A 17,119-nucleotide genomic window follows, 5' to 3' on the forward strand; every position below is an offset into this window, starting at 1 on the left:
CACCCGAGCTTACTCAACCTTTACCTCGTGACCTTCTTCAATCTCTTCTACCACTTTCTTTGGCTTCTCCTTCTCGATAACAACCTCTAGCACGCCGTTCTTGTAGCGTGCTTTTGCGGTTTCAGGCTTAACTTTGGCGGGTAACTCGACCTCCTTGTAGTACTTCTGCCCGTTGCTGGCTCTTATGATGAGTTTGTTGTCCTTAATACGCACCTTTATCTTATCCTTGTCAACGCCAGGCAGCTCTGCGATCACTGTTATCTTATCCTCATCTTCAAAGACGTCTACAAGAGGCTCCCTCTCCTCTAGTATCTCGGTGCGCCCATACCTTCTCTTGATGTTGCCAAACTCCTCGATTATCGGCTTCCCGTCCGGCCCTATCACTATCCTAAAGCCGTAGATATAGGGGCCGCGTACCTCCGCACGACCACTACGCACCAGCTCCATTAGCTCCCTCTCGAGGGCAGCTATCTCCTCCTCAATGCTACGGAACACCTCGTCAAACCACTCAAATATGCTACGGTATCTCCTACCCCAAGCCATGCTTCTCTCCTTACTCTGTAGCCACGGTATGGGCTAATATTCAATTGGCTAGACACGATTGCGAGATAGACTAGGAGGCTACAAGACAGCGCCAGGGCTAATACTCTATAGCGCTATACATAACCGGTGGTAGACGCTCTTGACGCGAGAGTGTCGCTTTGAAGTTCTTATCGCTGGCGGTGGGCCCGCTGGCACAGTAGCCGCATACCATCTGGCAAGGATGGGATTCAATGTTGCACTTTTCGAGATACGTGGCTGGGATAACGTATGGGGTAAGCCCTGTGGAGACGCTATAGGCGCTCATCACTTCCCTAATGCGGGGCTCCCAGAGCCACCCTCTGAAGTCATACACAACAAGATTGATGGCGTCTTGATATATAGCCCGTCACTCGAAACCGTTTACCGTGTTCGAGGCGAGGGCTACATAATCGATAGGAGAGGCCTAGGCAGATGGTTGCTACGCGAGGCTGAGAGGAGAGGCGCGCAAATCTTCCTAGAGTCTAGCGTGGAGGCACCAATAGTCGAGAATGGTAGGGTTGCGGGCTTAAGAGTGAGGCTGAAGAGCGGGGAGCACCTGGAGTGCAGAGGCAACATCGTCATAGAGGCTACTGGTTATTCAATGGTCGTTAAGAGAGGGTTGCCCCGCGATTGGCCGGTTGCAGAGAGACTTGACATGAAGGACACCAACATAGCCTACCGTGAGGTTCAGGAGCTTAGTGATGAAGTTGAAGAGCCGAACTACATTCGAATATACATCAATCAAGAGATTGCACCAGGCGGTTACTGGTGGCTCTTCCCCGAGGGCAAAAACGTGATCAACATAGGACTTGGCGTGCAAGGAGGCGTTGGCAATCCACATCCACGTCAACAATTTACTCAACTCTATGAGCGAGGTCTTGCGCCACCCCCACGCCGTGTAATTGAAGCTGGAGGCGCCGTGGTGCCTACGAGGAGACCAGCAGATACACTTGTAGGCCCAGGTTTGCTCGTCATAGGCGATGCCGGGTTTACAGTAAATCCGGTGCATGGGGGAGGCATAGGTTATGCATTCTACGCTGCCAGGCTGGCTGCCGAGGCCTACAAGGAGGCTCATGATAAAGGCTGCTTCAGTGAAGAGTGTCTATGGAGTCTCAACACACGCTACATGAAGAGCCTCGGCGCGAAACAAGCCGCACTAGACATCTTCCGCCTCTTCCTACAAAGGCTTAGCAACGACGACATAGAGTATGGCATGTCACAACGTATTATGCCCGAGTCCGACGTCTACTTTACAAGCACGACTGGCGAGCTCCGGCTGAGCGTCGTAGAAAAAGCCATGATAATACTACGTGGATTGAGAAGACCGTCTCTACTACTCAAACTCAAGCTCGTAGCCGAGTATATGGAGAAGGTTAGGAAGCTCTACCATGCTTACCCAGAGGATCCGAGAAAACTGGCACAATGGAGAGAGCAAGTAAAGAGCTTGTTTAACGAGTTCCTCGTAAAGATCTCCAGGTAAGGTGATGACTATATGAGGGTTAAGCACGAGGCACCTCTCATAAACCCAGATGATAAGCTCGCTGATGTACTCGAGAATATCATAGGTTCTCGTTGCCGCTGCGGGATAGTAGTGAGTGAGGACAGGATAGAAGGTGTCATCAACCTAATGTCCATTGTCAGAAAGATTGCACTCGAGTGGATTAAGGGTAGGGAACCACATGAGACCATAGAGAGGCTGTATGTACGAGATGTGCGCTATCAGCCACACATAGTATTCGAGGAGCATGTGGAGCCCGTAAGCGCTCTCATGGATATGCTGACTCACGGATTAGATTTCGTAGTTAAGATGGACAGTGACAAGTATACGGTTTACACGGTTCTAGATGCGCTTAACGATCTCGTAGAGCTATTGAGGGGCGACCATGTTGGGAGCGTCGTATCGAGCCAGAGTTGGTGGGTGGCTTATCCAGATATCAGTGTAAGAGACGCATTTCTCCAAACAAGTATGCTCCCAACATGGCGATTGATCGTTATCGAGAGCGACGGTAGCATACGTGGCATCTTCTCTGCAACAGACTTTCTAAGAGCTATACTCAGGGGTGAAAGACCATATACTGAGCCTATATCATCCTTCATCTCTACGACAACGCCAAAAAGCGTTGACTATGACGAGGCTTTGGTAACAGCAGTGAAGATAATGTCACTTCACAACATATACATCATGCCTGTTGCTAGGGGGGAGAAGGGATTTGCGGGTGTGGTTTTGGCACACGATATCGGCAGATTAGCGGCTATACGTTCGCTACAAAGCTCTTCTAGGGAGCTAAGGTGACACGATATGGCTCTTCAGTGGGAGCCCCAGTGGGAGGAGCTAGTTATTGAAAAGTGGGGTGTCAAGCTAAAAGTCAAGAAGGACAAAGTGACGGGTATGTATGCATGCCCCATTTGCGGCATAAGCGACTCAGCAATATACTTCTTCAGTATAGAGGACTTGCTGAGACATATGCTCACGCACGCTAGACGCGAACGTATAGAGACTATCCGTGTAAGCATCGAGGAGGGTGAAGAAGGCGCTAAGCTCGAGGAGATAGGGGAGGAGAGTTGAGCGCAGATAGGCTACACGTGTATGCTAACCCGACACTTGACGTCAAAGGGAGTCGCATCGAGGCTGGAGGGCCAGCCATCTACGCGGCAATCGCCGGACGTATACTTGGCTTCACTGTCTACGTGTATGGTGGCGTCGGCAGAGACGGGCACAGGGTAATCGCAGAGTACGTTCGTAGAGGTGTGAGGTTCGGTAAGCTCATCTTTAGCCTTGATGATGAGACAACACGCTTCCATATAGAGTACCGCGGTGATAAACGAGAAATGATAGTAGAAAGCCTTGGACCGCTAGTCCGTAGCACACCGATCAGAGAGCCGAGGATAGTCTCTCCCGTTCTACGTGAATATCCTAAGCCTCTGCTTGATCAATTACTGAGCGATGCATTTGTCGATATACAGGGCTTGGTTAGAGAGCGACGCGTCGGCCCATTGAGGCTCGTCAAAGGCGCATGTCAAGAGTTTAACCTCTCTAAGGCTAAGGCACTCCACGGCGACATTGACGAGATGATAGTATGTTTTAATGATAGTCTAGAGGCTGTGCTGGAGAAACTCTCTGAGTTGACCGGGGAGGGCGTGGAGATACTGCTATCCATGGGATACCGAGGGTTGCTTCTAGGCTACGATGGCGTCTGGTGGCATGTTAGGGCCTGGGGCCCACGCGCAACCGACCCGACTGGAATGGGCGATGTGCTAACATCTTCGTACGCCTATGCCAGATACATTCTTGGCCTAGAGCCTATCGAGGCTGCAAAGTTGGCGGTTGTTACCTGTGGGCTACACGCTAGGCGTACATACGAGGGTGTAGGCCTCGAGGATGTGAGGAAGTTTGCCAAGGAGGTTATAGCGAGCCGGGTTACACGCGAGGAGCTGTATAAGCATGCAAGTGTGTAAGCTTACCGAGTGTTAAGCCATTGCAGCGGCTTCCGCGGGAGCAGCAAAGTGCCTCCTCCCAAGCGGGGCAAACTCTTGTGGCATGGGTACACGCTCGCTCCTTTCACCTAGTAGTGCTAGCACCGCATCGATTATCCTATCCTCGTTAAGGCTCTCAACGCCCACAGCTACAAGCTCACCATTAACCACTATGCGGGGGTAAGGCGCGTAACCTGGTGGAAGGTGGCCCCAATATTCAACGCGAGGCACTATGACCGCGTTAACGCCATACTCTTCGCGTAGCCTCTCCGCCGCGCGTCTCGCAACCTCCAGTGCATTCTCACTCTCGTCGTTAAGCGCCATCACAACCTCTATAACAGCATCCTCGTTGGCCTCCAGCTGCATATCCATAGTGTCATACGATAGTAGACCTACGCCTAAGGTGGGAGTGGTGATTTCGCGCTCGACGTCTAATCCAACAGTCATTGGAGAGAGGCACCCCCAACCGAAAGTAACCGCTACTCTGCTCTACACCCCTACACCCTGGTAATTCGCCCGGTAGTACGGAGGGGCTCTACTTACTACTGTTAACATGCGGCTCGGTGCGCCCGGAACCGGCTCCTCATCGCTATGTGCTCGGACCCCGCTGGGAGCCTCACAGCCGTTATGAAAAACAGTCTAGACAGCCGCCTTAGCCTCAGCTCTAGCTGTGTACATGGCCATTCTCCTAGCCTCAGCTATCCTGAGAGCCTCTATCACAAACTCGTATGTCACCGGGTAGCCTAGAGTCTTCTCGTGCTTCACGAGTAGATAGTAAGCCTCAAGCTCATCGCTCACACCGTGCTTGAGTAGCAGCTCTACTGCTTTCTCGAGCGCCGTCTTACCCTTCTCACTTAGGTGCTCGAGGGGCATACACTCTACCCAAGTTATCCGCGTAATACCCACTCCTTTATCCAAAACGGAGGGTGCCGGTTTAAAGGATGGGAGACGCTGCACGCTGCACACGGGGCTGGCGAGCTATTGGTCTCGTGGGATGAGATACTCGCACGCCTACCCTCAGAGGTGCGCGAGGTTATCGAAACCACAAGGGCACATAACCGTTGGAGACGTGAAACAATAAACCTGATTGCAAGTGAGAACGTGATGAGCCCCCTTGCAGAGGCAGCCTACCTCAACGATATGATGCACCGTTATGCTGAAGGTAAGCCCCGGAAGAGGTACTATCAAGGTCTACGCTACGTGGATGTCGTGGAAGAACTAGTGATGAAGTATATGGGCGAGCTTCTAGGCGGTGCGTTTATCGAGCCTCGGCCCGTGAGCGGCACAATCGCTAATGCTACAGTTTTCAGAGCACTCGCCTCATGCCCCTCTAGCGAGGGGCGTCCTAAGGCTCTGATAGCCCCGGTTCAGGCCGGCGCCCATGTAAGCCATACAAAGTTTGGTACACTTGGCGCCCTCTGCATAGAGCATATAGAGTTGCCCTACGACCCCGACAATCTCAACGTCGATGTTGACAAGGCTGTTAAGATGATAGAGGATGTTAAACCCGTCTTTGTCGTGCTCGGCGGCAGCCTCTACCTATTCCCGCACCCAGTCCGCGAGATAGCTGAGGCCGCACACTCTGTCGGTGCAAAACTCGTCTATGATGCTGCACACGTACTGGGACTCATAGTTGGCAAGAGGTGGAGGAACCCGCTGGATCACGGAGCCGATATAATGACCGCATCTACGCACAAGACGTTCCCAGGGCCGCAAGGAGGGATCATAGCTACGCGTCAAGAGGATCTCTACAAGGCCGTGTCGCGCATAGTGTTCCCGTATTTCGTGAGCAACCATCACCTTCACAGACTTCCAGCCCTCGCAATAACAGCGCTTGAAATGAAGTACTACGGCGAGGCTTATGCCGACCAAGTTGTGAGGAACGCCAAGGCACTAGCAGAAGCGCTGGCAGCGGAAGGATTCAAGGTACTCGGTGAGCATCTCGGATACACGCGCAGCCATCAAGTAGCTGTTGACGTAAGGGAGTATGGAGGTGGTGCTAAGGCTGCACAACTCCTCGAAGAAGCAAACATAATCGTGAATAAGAACCTCCTGCCGTACGACCCGCCAGATGCGATCAAGAACCCAAGCGGCCTGCGCCTAGGGGTCCAGGAGATGACTAGATGGGGCATGAAAGAGGATGATATGAGGGAAATTGCGCGATTCATGCGCAGAGTGGTTATCGACGGCGAAGATCCGGCAAAGGTTAGGAAAGAGGTTGTAGAGTTCCGCAGGAACTTCCAGAAGGTACACTATGCGTTCGACGTAGACCCTACCGAAAATGGTAAGCTATTACTACTCTATTGACGCCATCACCGCCGACGAGTAAAACACGATAGCTACTGATATTTTGTTGCTCTGAGAGGAGCGTGTCGGGGGGCTAAGTGCCCTCCCTCATCCTATCCCCTTTGCAATGGGGTTGTCGGGAGGGCCGGCGCGCCCCCCAAGTGGTTTACAAAACTAGGTTCCAGTTATACTAGGGGATTTGCTTTGACACACAAACCGATTGCATGGATAATAAACTTCGGTAACGAGCTCCTTATCGGCAGGATAGTCAATACTAACGGTTCGTGGCTTGCAAGAGAGTTGACTATCAGGGGTTTCGATGTAAGGCGTATCATCGTAGCCCCGGATGAGGAGGTTGACGCGGTTGAGGTTCTAAGGGAGGCTGGGAGCAAGGCGCATGTGGTTGTGTGCACTGGGGGGCTTGGCCCTACACCAGATGACCGTACCGCCGAGTTTCTCGCGAAGGCGACGGGTAGAAAGCTTGTGATAAACGAGGAGGCTAGGAGGATGGTTGAGGAGAAGTACGCTAGACTAGGTTTGCCTCTTACAGAGAGTAGGTTGAAGATGGCTATGCTACCGGAAGGCGCTACTCCTATCCCTAACCCGGTGGGTACTGCACCAGGTATCCACCTTGTCCATGAGGGTACGCATTATTTCTGCCTACCTGGCGTACCTCGAGAAATGGAAGCTATGTTCAAGGGGTATGTTGCGAAAGTCCTGGAGGGTATAGTTAAACCTCCATGTTTAGTTGAAGCTAGTGTCGTCGTAGAAGGGGTGCCGGAATCGTCTATGGCACCGCACATCAAACGCGTCATGAGAGAGTGCCCGGAGTGCTATGTGAAGAGTCACCCACAAGGCGATGAGATATCAAATCCAATTCTGGACATACGTGTACTCGTGTATAGCGATTCGTGCGACAAAGCCGAGAATATAGCTAGACGCGCTGCTGAAGCTATCGTTGAGGCTGCTAGGGCTGAGGGGGGTCGTATCTCTGAGGTTAGCGTGCGTAGGCTACGAGATTAACCCTCTACATGTTGCCTAACTTCCGGTGTGTGGGTGTGGGTGTAAACCGCGAGGAGATTAAACGTAAGGTGATAGAGGCGCTTAAAGAGGTGTATGATCCTGAGATACCGGTAGACGTTTACAACCTAGGCCTTGTATACGATATCAATGTCGACGATGAGGGTAATGTGAAGGTTGTGCTTGGTGCCACGGCGCCAGGCTGCCCAGTAGCGTATATGATCGTTGCTCAAGCTGAAGAGGCTATCCGGAGGAAGGTGCCAGAAGCCAAGAATGTACAAGTGGAGTTGGACTTGTACAGGCCTTGGGATCCTCGACGTATAACCAAGGAGGGCAGGGAGAAGCTCAAGGCGTTATACGGCTATGACATAGTGGAGGAGATGATAAAGAGAATGGGATTAGATAGCGATAATCAGCAAGGAGCTTGAACAATATGACTCTTTAAACTCTTTAAGATGCTTCGACTACTTGGATCGAGATCCATCCGGGCTCCTCATACAACCCTTCTCGTGTAATGACAACATCTAGGCTGCGAGGAGGCCATATCCTGGCGCCACCACATCTACGATAGGCCTCAAATACTGCTTCAATTGCACGTCCAGTACTCAGCTCGTTTAACCACGCTAAGGCTACTATGCTCGTTAGCGGCCACGAGCCTACACCGGTCTTCACTGTGTATCCTTCATCGTGGGCTATTGGTATGCGTGCAGTTAATCCTAGCTCATCTTGTAATCGCTTAGCTGCCCTAAGCTGCGCATCGCTATACACTCTCAGTACTTTGTTAACATCGATTTCCTCTGGCAATGTTAGCTTGTAGATGACTCTACAACCAGTACATCCTAGGTAGCAACGAGCCCGGCGTAAAGCAACACGCCCCCGCGAGCCAGGCGCTATGCTTGCATGCACGGGTCTCTCTTCAATCACGTCCTCTAAATGTGCACTAGTTAGACGCAGAGCTTTACGCCCGTATAGCTCCTCGAGTATCTTCCACCAATACGTCTCAATTAGACTACATGACGCGAGGCTATACTCACGAGCAATACGAGAGATGTTCAGCCTGCCTTCCACTATCTGAGCATATATGTGGGCTGCCAGTATACTGTTCACAACCTCTAAGGGAGACGGTACTATTGTATAAGAGGCGAAGAGTGTATCACACTCTATATTCGATAGCACATCGATTACGTTATGCTCCTCGCATGTTGGTACACGGCCGCCCCGTAGCATTCTCCGTACACGTCTTGCAGATTGCACCGTACGCTTACCAATACACTCGACACCATACCTCATTAACACTAACTTACCGCCGCGATACGCATAGTCTACACCACGCTTCAACACTACATTCGGCGGGTTGGCATAGAAACCAGGCACATACACCCTTACTAGTAGCTCTTGCATAGCTTGTCCAGCACCTCCTGCACAGCTACACTACCCTCAATAGTTTCACCGTTAACGCGCAAAGCAATGTTATCCACGCTTATCACGCCACAACCCATGAGCCTTAGTCCACCCACGATTAGTTCGCCTGCCGACAGAACATCCAATATCCTCTTTACAACCCCAACTTTCCTACAAGGCTCTTCAATTATAATCAACCCTTCAAACACAACATCGGGTTTCACGACAGTAACGTAACAGCGTACAGGTAACCCAGCCACCCTATCCACAAATGATACGTAACGGAGCTCCACAAACTCTCCAAGTTCAACAACACCACGCGCCTCTAGTAGACGTTTTAGTAGCTCACAGGGTGGGTATAGGTCGCTGAATACTACATTCCCATCCTCCACGCCAACCACACGCCGTATCTCTCTACCCGGTATACGCGGCACGACAAACACGTTACCGTCACATTTCACTCTTGTCACGCTCGTTACACGTATAGGCGCAGCTATCTCTTCAGAGAAGCCCTCAAAATACAGACAAGACCTTGACTTAACCCGGTATACAATCTCTACCCGATCCGCCTGCAACCCATAACACCTCCGCAAGCAACTTGAAGATTAGACCCCAGCGCACGACCCCACGGGGGTTACACGAGCCTGCTCTACAACTCCTTAGAAGAGATACTAGCCTCTCATCCACGAGGAGTTCGCCAACCTCCCTGGCAAGCCTCTCGTCAACAACACCACGTAGACTATACACCTGGGCCTCAACCGCAAGATCCGTCAACAGCACCTCTAGACTACTGATACGCTCGGCCGAAGGGGGTATGCCCGAGCCAAACACATTTTCAATGGCACTTGAGGCACGATACAAGATCCAGGCCAAGGGATACACACGTTCAGCGCCAACACGTGATACAACACTTCGGACATCCTCTATTATGCTACCCAACTCTTCTCTCTCAAGACGCGCTACAACATTCTTCAAGCTTAACATTCACGCATCCACCTCCTATCACCCGGGGATGGCGAGCAGGCTGGCAGACAACTGAGGGTAAACCCCGGTGAAGAGCAGGCCACCAGCCGACCCTAAAACAGAGCACAACACATGTGAATATAACAACAAATACTCCCCACAGCAAGGGTGGGCAGGGGCGCGCGACCGGGAGAGGTTTGGTGTAAAAATGGAGCTGGGGGTGTTTGACTCCCGGGGCCCGACACGCTGCGGACTTAGGCGGTGGCGTGCTGCTCGACTGCCTGCTTACCAGCGTCGGTGATCTGGTACCTGCCGTCCTCTAGCCTCTCAACATAGCCTAGCCTCACGAGCTTCCTCATCTTGGCGGCGACGCGGCGGCCGTCCTCGCCGATCCTCTCAGCGATCTCCTTGGGGCGTAGCGCGGTACCAGCCTCGGCGAGCGCCTTGAGTATCTTAATGTCTAGCTCGTCTAGGGTGCTAGCCATCCTACACCCACCCATTCCGGTTCTATCATCGATTAGGGATGGGGCGTTTTGCTCTTTTGGTCGGCCCAGAGCGGAGAAACAGGTATCATTCCTTTAACCACACACGATTATGCTATGCTCCCGCTGCAGCTGGTATTAGTGACCCGTTATGCTTGACTCGTGGTACCGCCAAGGACGTGACGTGAAGGGTATTATCAAGTGCCCAGATAAAAGTATGGGTCTAGAGGCTAACCACGCCTCGAAAGGCTTGCCAGGCTGGCATTCTTGCAACCCGCTTAGCCTTTGCCAATAAGAGCTCGAGCTCATCGTCTTTGGCGTAGTCTAGTGGCTCGCCGCGTCGGTCGTTCTGCTCCCACCGGTTATAGAGTTCTTGGAGGATACGGGAGACTTCCTCGTCAGCATAGAAGAGCGCCGAATGCCAAGGGCTCATGTTGCTCAATATCATCTCAAGTTCTTTGCGAGCATCCTTTCTTACGAAAAACTTGTCAATAATACCCAATGGCTCACCCCTTCCCGCCTCTCTCCCTCTTCACGGGGTGTATTGCATCCTTCGGCGCCTTTGGGAATGGTTCGAGATACTTGCGAAGCACCTTAGGGATAACGATGGTACCATCTGGCTCCTGGAAGTTCTCTAGGATAGCCGTTATAGTCCTCGTAGATGCAATTGCTGTTGAGTTAAGCGTATGGACATACTCCTTCTCCATGTTCTTGCGCACGAGACGTATGTTCAAGCGATAAGCTTGCCAATCGGTACAGTTGCTAGCTGATACCATCTCGCGGTATCTACCCTGTGCAGGCATCCAGGCCTCAAGGTCGTACTTCTTTGCAGCTGGCGCGCCAAGCTCCTGTGCACATATTGCTACAACACGGTAGGGGATGCCAAGTCCCTTGAACAGCTCCTCTGCGTTGCGTATAAGCTCCTCGAGTATTTGGCTTGACTCTTCAGGTTTGGCAAATACAAACTGTTCCACCTTGTGGAACTGATGCACCCTGAATATACCTTTGAGGTCTCTGTTACCAGCTCCAGCTTCTTTACGGAAGCATGGCGACACTCCAACAAGTTTTATAGGCAAATCGTCCTCGCGTATCTCCTCGTTCATGTAGAGCGCTGCCAATGGATGCTCGGACGTTGCTATGAGGTAGAGGTCTTCATCCTCTATCTTGTAGATCGCGTCTTTGAACGTCTCTATATCTATTACGCCCATTATGACGCGGTGTCTCAACATGTAAGGCGGAAGTACTAGCCTATATCCACGCTGTGTCAAGAAGTCTATAGCGTACATCAAGAGGGCAATGTCTAGCCATACGAGATCGTCAAACAAGTAGTAGAAGCGCGAACCTGCCACCTCGGCAGCCTTCCTGGTATCGCCAAGCTTGAGAACATTTTCAAGCATATCAGCGTGGCCCACAGGCTTCTGAGCTATAACCTCGTGTTCTACGCGGAATCCCCACCTTTCCGTTTGCTCCTTGAACTGGTCAATGTGACCCTCCCACACCTTTGGTTTGCCCCAGAAGCGTATCGGTATACCCTCAACGCCTTCGGGGCAGACAGGTACGTCGGGTAGAACTATGTTCGGTAGGCCCCAGAGCAGTTTCTCGCGCTCTTCTTCTATACGCTTTAGCTCCTTCTCTAACTCTTCTCGCAGCTTTAGTAATCTCCTTGCCTCCTCGATGAGCCGCTTTCTCTCCTCCGGGTCACGTGCCTTTGCAATCATGCGTGTGACTACATTATGCTTATGCCGGACCTCGTTAACCTCTTGTAGCTTCTTTCTCCATAGCTCGTCAAGCTCTCTAACTCTATCAGCTATGCTTGTGTCAAGCCCCCTTTTCCTAAGGGACTCTTTGTAAGCCTCAGGATTCTCTCTAATTAACTTCAATACACTCCACAGCGGCAAGCCCTACCCACCATCAGACCCATCTCGCAGCCTAGAATAACGGTGAGCCAAAAGTGGTATTGTAGGGGTGAGGAGGCCCCTACCATCTCTCTGAGCCCGGGTGTTCCGGGCGATGTTGAAGTGGTCCTCGCCGACCGTAGTTTATACACGGGGGCGCTTCTCGTCCTACGGCCTACCAGGTGCATAGTTTGGCAGGTAGGCTTGTGTTTAGCGATGCTCACGCTCACAGTAATCCCGTGAAGGGTATTGGCGCGAAGCGAATAGCCGAGAAGTTTAGGAGCATAGGTGGTTGGTTTATCGCACTTGTAGCACTATCACCTTGGCACTATGGCATCGATGCTAGGTTGGAGTTTGAAGCGTACCGCAAGATGATAGAGATTCACATGCGTGAGTGTAAAGCAGCCAAGGAGGCTGGGCTTCGAGTTGCATGTCTAGCGGGATTCCATCCTGCCGATGTGGACAAGCTCTTGGAGAAAGGGCTTAACCACCTGAAGGTGCTCGAGCTAGGGTTGAAAGTCGTAGAGTATGTCGCTAGGCTCTGTAAGGAGGGGCTGCTGGACGGTATTGGGGAAGTTGGGCGTCAACACTACACTACACGTCCAGAGAACGTAGCAATCTCAATGGAGATTGCGAGGCGTGCCTTAGAGCTTAGTAGAGACTACGATTGTATAGTTCACCTGCATCTCGAGAACGCTGGCGAAATAACGGTAAAGCTTACAGAGCTTGATGTAGAGCGCATAGGGGCAAGAAAGGAACGCCTACTGTTACACCACTCGAAACCAGGAGTAGCATCGTACGCTGTGCAACATGGTTTCTACGCCACATTGCCTGGGAAAGAACAGCTGCTTTCATACTACTTCGGTAATTACTCGCAACTAGTTGACAGGGTGCTACTGGAGTCTGATTATATAGACGACCCTAAGAGGCCATGCGTGTCGTCATGCCCCTGGGAGGTCGTCGAGAGATTAAAGAGACTAGCCAATCAAGGCGTGATAAGTGAAGAGGTACTCTACAAGATAAACGTGGATAATGTCGTAAAGTTCTATGGCGTTGAACCCCCGTGAGCGTTACCCGATGTTTACTACTTTCAACGCCTCCTCCTTAGACAGTTTGACCACACTCATGTAGCTCTCAGATAACACCTTTAGATCAGGGTTGTTGCCCTGTATCATAACCGTATGGAGCCTTGCCTTTGCTTTAGCCAGGCCTCTCCTCACAGCCTCTATGGTTACCTTGTCTTCACCATCAGTTATCAACACTATGTCAGCAACACCGCTTCTCTTACCTGCAAGTATATCTTCTATTGCAGCTAGGACTGCACGTGTTATGTCAGTACCGCCATTAGCCCTTATCCTCGCTATGTAGTCCAGAAGCTTGACCAGGTCGCGTCCTCGTGCGTTTTTAGGCAACTTTAGTGGCGGGTATGGAATGCTATCGAAGAACCGTACATAGTAATCACGTCTCTCGCGTGCAGCACGCTGTGCAAGAGCAAGCGCAACAGCCTTAGCCCATAGTATCTTCGTGCCCATCATACTACCCGACTTGTCTAATAGTACGTACAACGGTCCATGAGACTCTGGGAGAACCTTTCGGTAGAGTAGTAGACTACCCTCGCTCAGCTTGTATGCAAGGAATTCCGGTGGCAACGCTAGCTCAGAGGGTACTATGCGTTCCACGTCGCTACCTAGCTCGTACCCGTCTAGCTCGCCACGTGGACTCTTACGCACCTTTCTTCTGAATCGTGTCTCGCCCTCTTCTATTGACTTGAGCATTTCTAGTATGTTGCGTACATCAGTGTTCCTTGCTAATCGCAACACATCTGTTATACTGTCCTCGAGCGTGAGACTGCTACCGGTTCCTGCTACGAAGCGCGCCGCAAGCATCTGTATCTGTTTGGCTGTCTCGGCGTGCGACCATGCCGTCTGTAGTGCACGGCTAATTGCACGGTGCAGGTTAGAATCGTAGTCGTTGCCAACCATATCCGATTCTCGTCCTTCGCCACTCTTCTGCTCAAGACTGCTAGGCATCTGTTGCGACATATTACTCGACTCGCGAACCAACGTCTCCATGAATACCGCTGAGACTACCATACTGGTTGACGAGTCTGCTATCGTATAACGTCTAATCTCCTCAAATTTGTCCATACTCATGATGCGCGATAGTATCTTAAGCTGGATGGCGCGCTTCGCATCCTTAACTCTCGAGGCATACTCGCGGTTAATCATTGGCACTGGTAAGAAGAACATATAGTAGGTGCTCACAGCGAACACATCATCGACAAAGTCTGGAAGTTTGTCATTGTCTACCAGTTTACGCACAAGAGACAGTACCCTCTCGCCACGATACTGTACCGCAGGATCATCATAATTGACACCAACTATTAGCCCCTCACCACCACGAGTAGCCTCCTTAGTCTCAACCTTCTCGTCAAACTGATGCATCAATCTCTCACCCAGAAGAGAGCCTACCAATCCTACATGTGGAGCTTGTAGGACACCTTACTTAGCAACTCGTCTATCTCTGATATTATTTGCTGGGCTAGTGCCCTAACCGCCTGATCCTCTGTATCCTTCATAATGTGGATTACCTTACTCTTAGCAACCTTAAGACTACGGAACAAGTCAACAAGCCTTGGGTCGTAACTCTTCAGGGTATCAACCAGCCTTGCCGCCTCACGTATGTTCATACGTATATCGTTAAGCTCTTTGAGATACTTTTCAGGTGTCTTTAGCTCCTCGGAGAGGATTATAGAGACCCGGTCGAAGTCCTCAATGTCCTTCGGAGCAATGTATTTAAGTACTAGCAGGTCGGTTTCCTGGGCTACCATCCTACCCTCCAGGATAGCATTAGCTGCTATGAGCTTCAACGCCTTGCCCTTACGCCTGTCTGTGAGATGTATACCCCTCTCCTCGAATACAGCTATGAGCCTCAACAGCTTTTGTTTAATAGGCTCCAAGTCGACCTGGAATACCAGTTTATGAGCCTCCATCAAATCCTCCATACTCATGACGGGCTTAGGTTCTGGCAGCTTACCCGACTCTATCATCCAGGCAGCGTCAAGGAGCTCACCCCACTTGTTTTCCGGAAGCGGCCTCGTGTACTGTCTTACGAGGAATCTATCATACACAGCCTCTAGTTCCGGCTCATCGGGCACCCGGTTGGATGCGCCGACAAGCGTCCACAGAGGCACACGTATCTCAGTATAACCGTCGTACCATACACGCTCCTGCATGATGCTCAATAGAGCGTTGAGTATCGCAGAGTTAGCGTTGAATACCTCGTCGAGGAACACTATCTCAGCTTCGGGCAGCTTACCTTTCGTTATGCGCACATACTTTCCTTCCTTCAACGCAGCAATATCAAGCGGCCCAAAGAGTTCTGATGGCTCTGTATACCTGGTCAACAGGTACTTGAAGAAGCGCGCCTTGAGTAACTGGGCTGCCCTCCTAGCGAGGGCTGACTTGGCTGTACCGGGCTCACCTATGAGTATCACATGTTCACGAGCAAGCAACGCAAGTGTGATAGCACGTGCTTCTTCCTCGCGCCCGACAAATGGAGCTGCAAGCTCCTCGTAGAAGCGCCTAACTGTTTTAATCACGTCCTGCTTGACCAATACTTTCTACCTCACCAGGGTGACTAGGTGCCCGTGGATAATGGTAACACTAAGACACACCCTATTAATCTGCCCTTCTTCACACACAACACTCGAAACATACTCGTAATCGGTTACGGCATTCTGACTGCACTTGTAGCGTACATCCTCAGCGACCTGGGCTACGCTACGGGCTTCTCACTAATGGGGCCGCTAGCACCACGCGTGTGCATCCCCCGAGGCAAGATAGCCTGGAGATATACGCTACGCCTCCTACCCCCACTAACATCGATAAGATTGCGGCTCCGCAACAAGAGTACATGTATTCGCGAGACACCGAACCTACTAGGATACGCTGCAAGACGTCTCGTAGCTCACGGCATTCCACTCATTGCAACACGATATGCACACCGTTTAGCCGAGAAGAACGACAACTACAGCATAATCTACGTCGCGTACTGCCCGCCGAGATACGTGGTTGACGAACACATCGACCAGGTATACGCGTGTAGGTGCACAAAGCATAGTGATTACATACTGGTTAGTGACCCGAGAAGTGCTCCTCCCGGCTGTACCTGTAACTTGCTAGACGCTTGTGTCACAACTCGTCACGATACAGTATACATTGAATTCGAGAATGAAGTTGCTGTCTTCATACCGAATATTGAGAATCTTGAGCCAACAGTAGAGGAGGTTATGAGCAGGTGGGGTCGGCCCTCACACGGCTCAGCATAGGAGAGACTTTCTCAGATCCGAGATCGGTCTCCATCCCCTAGTGTCCTTTATCCTACTGGCTGTTTATCCGCGTAACGGTGGCCGGTGATCTGGGTTTGACACGCCCATCGCACTTGGCAATCGTACTTTTTACGTTTACTTTAGGCTTACTGCTCGGCCTAAGTGCCCCCATAAATATATCACAGTTACAAGAGATTGCTAGCTATGCTCTTGCTCTACCACCCGTGGGCTTCATGCTCTACATACTTGCAAACAACTTGTTCGTGACACTCATTGCTGTTATAGGTGGCTTGATAGCTGTAACCCCCCTCTTCATAGCATTTGTGAACGGTGTTGTAATAGGCTCTGTAGTCACCATCGCGACAAGCTATTATTCGCTACCTGAGGTACTCTGGTTGATACTACCGCACGGTGTATTCGAGATACCTGCATTGCTTCTAGCTTGCAGTCTAGGCCTCGATGTAGCACACGACGTGGTTAACCACGGGTTTATGTACGCCTGGGCTAGGCTCGGAGAAAAATTACAGACGTACATATTAATCATCATTTTGCTAATTATCGCTGCTATAATAGAGACGTGCATTGCATACTACAGAGCCTAAATCAAGGTCTATCTGTTTCGTATCAGCACACGTTTTACCTACAGGGGATGCTCGGGAGCTTTGCCTATACCCCCGTGAAGCGCTAACGAGTAACCAGAAGTAGAG

The 17,119-nt window shown here is 51.2% G+C and carries 21 protein-coding genes; 10 read left to right on the forward strand and 11 right to left on the reverse strand.

The features are described 5' to 3' along the window. Nucleotides 1-9 precede the first annotated feature (9 nt). Nucleotides 10-543, reverse strand: coding sequence for an archaeal heat shock protein Hsp20 (gene hsp20 / locus PYRFU_RS07340; protein ID WP_014027027.1), 534 nt, complete (start codon nucleotides 541-543; stop codon nucleotides 10-12). Nucleotides 544-682: 139 nt separating this feature from the next. On the opposite strand from hsp20, the gene PYRFU_RS07345 reads away from it, so the two are divergent. Genes PYRFU_RS07345 through PYRFU_RS07360 form a run of 4 tightly spaced genes read left to right on the forward strand, consistent with a single transcriptional unit; the run spans nucleotide 683 to nucleotide 4,017 of the window. Then, nucleotides 683-2,041, forward strand: a complete 1,359-nt coding sequence (locus PYRFU_RS07345) for a digeranylgeranylglycerophospholipid reductase (protein ID WP_014027028.1) — start codon at nucleotides 683-685, stop codon at nucleotides 2,039-2,041. Nucleotides 2,042-2,053: 12 nt separating this feature from the next. After that, nucleotides 2,054-2,854: a CBS domain-containing protein gene (locus PYRFU_RS07350; RefSeq protein WP_014027029.1), complete on the forward strand. Its 801-nt coding sequence runs from the start codon at nucleotides 2,054-2,056 to the stop codon at nucleotides 2,852-2,854. A gap of 6 nt (nucleotides 2,855-2,860) precedes the next feature. Then, nucleotides 2,861-3,127 (forward strand): C2H2-type zinc finger protein, encoded by a 267-nt coding sequence (locus tag PYRFU_RS07355; RefSeq protein ID WP_014027030.1) that lies wholly within the window; start codon nucleotides 2,861-2,863, stop codon nucleotides 3,125-3,127. After that, the gene (locus tag PYRFU_RS07360; protein ID WP_014027031.1) at nucleotides 3,124-4,017 is read left to right on the forward strand and encodes a carbohydrate kinase family protein; all 894 of its coding nucleotides are present in this window, start codon (nucleotides 3,124-3,126) and stop codon (nucleotides 4,015-4,017) included. The genes PYRFU_RS07355 and PYRFU_RS07360 overlap by 4 nt, the downstream gene beginning before the upstream one ends. Before the next feature lie 12 nt (nucleotides 4,018-4,029). On the opposite strand, the gene PYRFU_RS07365 is transcribed toward PYRFU_RS07360, so the two are convergent. After that, nucleotides 4,030-4,482, reverse strand: a complete 453-nt coding sequence (locus PYRFU_RS07365; protein WP_014027032.1) for a hypothetical protein — start codon at nucleotides 4,480-4,482, stop codon at nucleotides 4,030-4,032. Between the two features lie 192 nt (nucleotides 4,483-4,674). Beyond that, a complete protein-coding gene (locus PYRFU_RS07370; protein WP_048191867.1) occupies nucleotides 4,675-4,908 on the reverse strand; it encodes a hypothetical protein in 234 nt (77 codons plus the stop codon). A gap of 108 nt (nucleotides 4,909-5,016) precedes the next feature. Between PYRFU_RS07370 and glyA the strand changes: the two genes are divergently transcribed. From glyA to PYRFU_RS07385, 3 genes are all read left to right on the forward strand, one after another. Beyond that, nucleotides 5,017-6,342 carry a serine hydroxymethyltransferase gene (gene glyA, locus PYRFU_RS07375; RefSeq protein WP_014027034.1) on the forward strand — a complete coding sequence of 442 codons (1,326 nt, stop codon included), beginning with the start codon at nucleotides 5,017-5,019 and terminating at the stop codon, nucleotides 6,340-6,342. A 183-nt stretch (nucleotides 6,343-6,525) separates the two neighbouring features. Further along, the gene (locus PYRFU_RS07380; RefSeq protein WP_014027035.1) at nucleotides 6,526-7,344 is read left to right on the forward strand and encodes a nicotinamide mononucleotide deamidase-related protein; all 819 of its coding nucleotides are present in this window, start codon (nucleotides 6,526-6,528) and stop codon (nucleotides 7,342-7,344) included. A gap of 8 nt (nucleotides 7,345-7,352) precedes the next feature. Continuing rightward, on the forward strand, nucleotides 7,353-7,769 hold the full coding sequence (locus PYRFU_RS07385; RefSeq protein WP_048191869.1) for a metal-sulfur cluster assembly factor: 417 nt from the start codon (nucleotides 7,353-7,355) through the stop codon (nucleotides 7,767-7,769). 22 nt (nucleotides 7,770-7,791) lie between these two features. Here the strand turns inward: PYRFU_RS07385 and PYRFU_RS07390 are convergent, their stop codons facing one another. The 6 genes from PYRFU_RS07390 to serS all read right to left on the reverse strand — a co-directional run bounded on the left by PYRFU_RS07390 (nucleotide 7,792) and on the right by serS (nucleotide 12,085). After that, nucleotides 7,792-8,742 (reverse strand): hypothetical protein, encoded by a 951-nt coding sequence (locus PYRFU_RS07390; protein WP_014027037.1) that lies wholly within the window; start codon nucleotides 8,740-8,742, stop codon nucleotides 7,792-7,794. After that, nucleotides 8,727-9,317 carry a hypothetical protein gene (locus tag PYRFU_RS07395; RefSeq protein ID WP_014027038.1) on the reverse strand — a complete coding sequence of 197 codons (591 nt, stop codon included), beginning with the start codon at nucleotides 9,315-9,317 and terminating at the stop codon, nucleotides 8,727-8,729. The genes PYRFU_RS07390 and PYRFU_RS07395 overlap by 16 nt, the downstream gene beginning before the upstream one ends. Beyond that, nucleotides 9,280-9,726, reverse strand: coding sequence for a hypothetical protein (locus PYRFU_RS07400; RefSeq protein ID WP_014027039.1), 447 nt, complete (start codon nucleotides 9,724-9,726; stop codon nucleotides 9,280-9,282). The genes PYRFU_RS07395 and PYRFU_RS07400 overlap by 38 nt, the downstream gene beginning before the upstream one ends. 233 nt (nucleotides 9,727-9,959) lie before the next feature. Next, nucleotides 9,960-10,190, reverse strand: a complete 231-nt coding sequence (locus tag PYRFU_RS07405) for a winged helix-turn-helix transcriptional regulator (protein WP_048191873.1) — start codon at nucleotides 10,188-10,190, stop codon at nucleotides 9,960-9,962. A gap of 220 nt (nucleotides 10,191-10,410) precedes the next feature. After that, nucleotides 10,411-10,689, reverse strand: a complete 279-nt coding sequence (locus PYRFU_RS07410; RefSeq protein ID WP_014027040.1) for a hypothetical protein — start codon at nucleotides 10,687-10,689, stop codon at nucleotides 10,411-10,413. 4 nt (nucleotides 10,690-10,693) lie between these two features. Continuing rightward, complete coding sequence (serS, locus tag PYRFU_RS07415; protein ID WP_014027041.1) at nucleotides 10,694-12,085, reverse strand: serine--tRNA ligase; 1,392 nt, start codon at nucleotides 12,083-12,085, stop codon at nucleotides 10,694-10,696. 188 nt (nucleotides 12,086-12,273) lie between these two features. On the opposite strand from serS, the gene PYRFU_RS07420 reads away from it, so the two are divergent. Continuing rightward, a complete protein-coding gene (locus PYRFU_RS07420; protein WP_014027042.1) occupies nucleotides 12,274-13,149 on the forward strand; it encodes a TatD family hydrolase in 876 nt (291 codons plus the stop codon). Nucleotides 13,150-13,152: 3 nt separating this feature from the next. Here the strand turns inward: PYRFU_RS07420 and PYRFU_RS07425 are convergent, their stop codons facing one another. Continuing rightward, entirely contained in the window at nucleotides 13,153-14,526 is a 1,374-nt protein-coding gene (locus PYRFU_RS07425; protein WP_014027043.1) for a vWA domain-containing protein, read from the reverse strand. Nucleotides 14,527-14,558: 32 nt separating this feature from the next. Further along, on the reverse strand, nucleotides 14,559-15,698 hold the full coding sequence (locus PYRFU_RS07430) for an AAA family ATPase (RefSeq protein ID WP_014027044.1): 1,140 nt from the start codon (nucleotides 15,696-15,698) through the stop codon (nucleotides 14,559-14,561). 27 nt (nucleotides 15,699-15,725) lie between these two features. On the opposite strand from PYRFU_RS07430, the gene PYRFU_RS07435 reads away from it, so the two are divergent. Both PYRFU_RS07435 and PYRFU_RS07440 read left to right on the forward strand, forming a co-directional pair. Beyond that, a complete protein-coding gene (locus tag PYRFU_RS07435) occupies nucleotides 15,726-16,412 on the forward strand; it encodes a hypothetical protein (RefSeq protein WP_167827896.1) in 687 nt (228 codons plus the stop codon). A gap of 95 nt (nucleotides 16,413-16,507) precedes the next feature. Next, the gene (locus tag PYRFU_RS07440) at nucleotides 16,508-17,014 is read left to right on the forward strand and encodes a stage II sporulation protein M (RefSeq protein WP_048191875.1); all 507 of its coding nucleotides are present in this window, start codon (nucleotides 16,508-16,510) and stop codon (nucleotides 17,012-17,014) included. Nucleotides 17,015-17,119 lie beyond the last annotated feature (105 nt).

The sequence above is a fragment of the Pyrolobus fumarii 1A genome (assembly GCF_000223395.1).
In the GTDB taxonomy this organism is placed as follows: Archaea; Thermoproteota; Thermoprotei_A; order Sulfolobales; family Pyrodictiaceae; genus Pyrolobus; species Pyrolobus fumarii.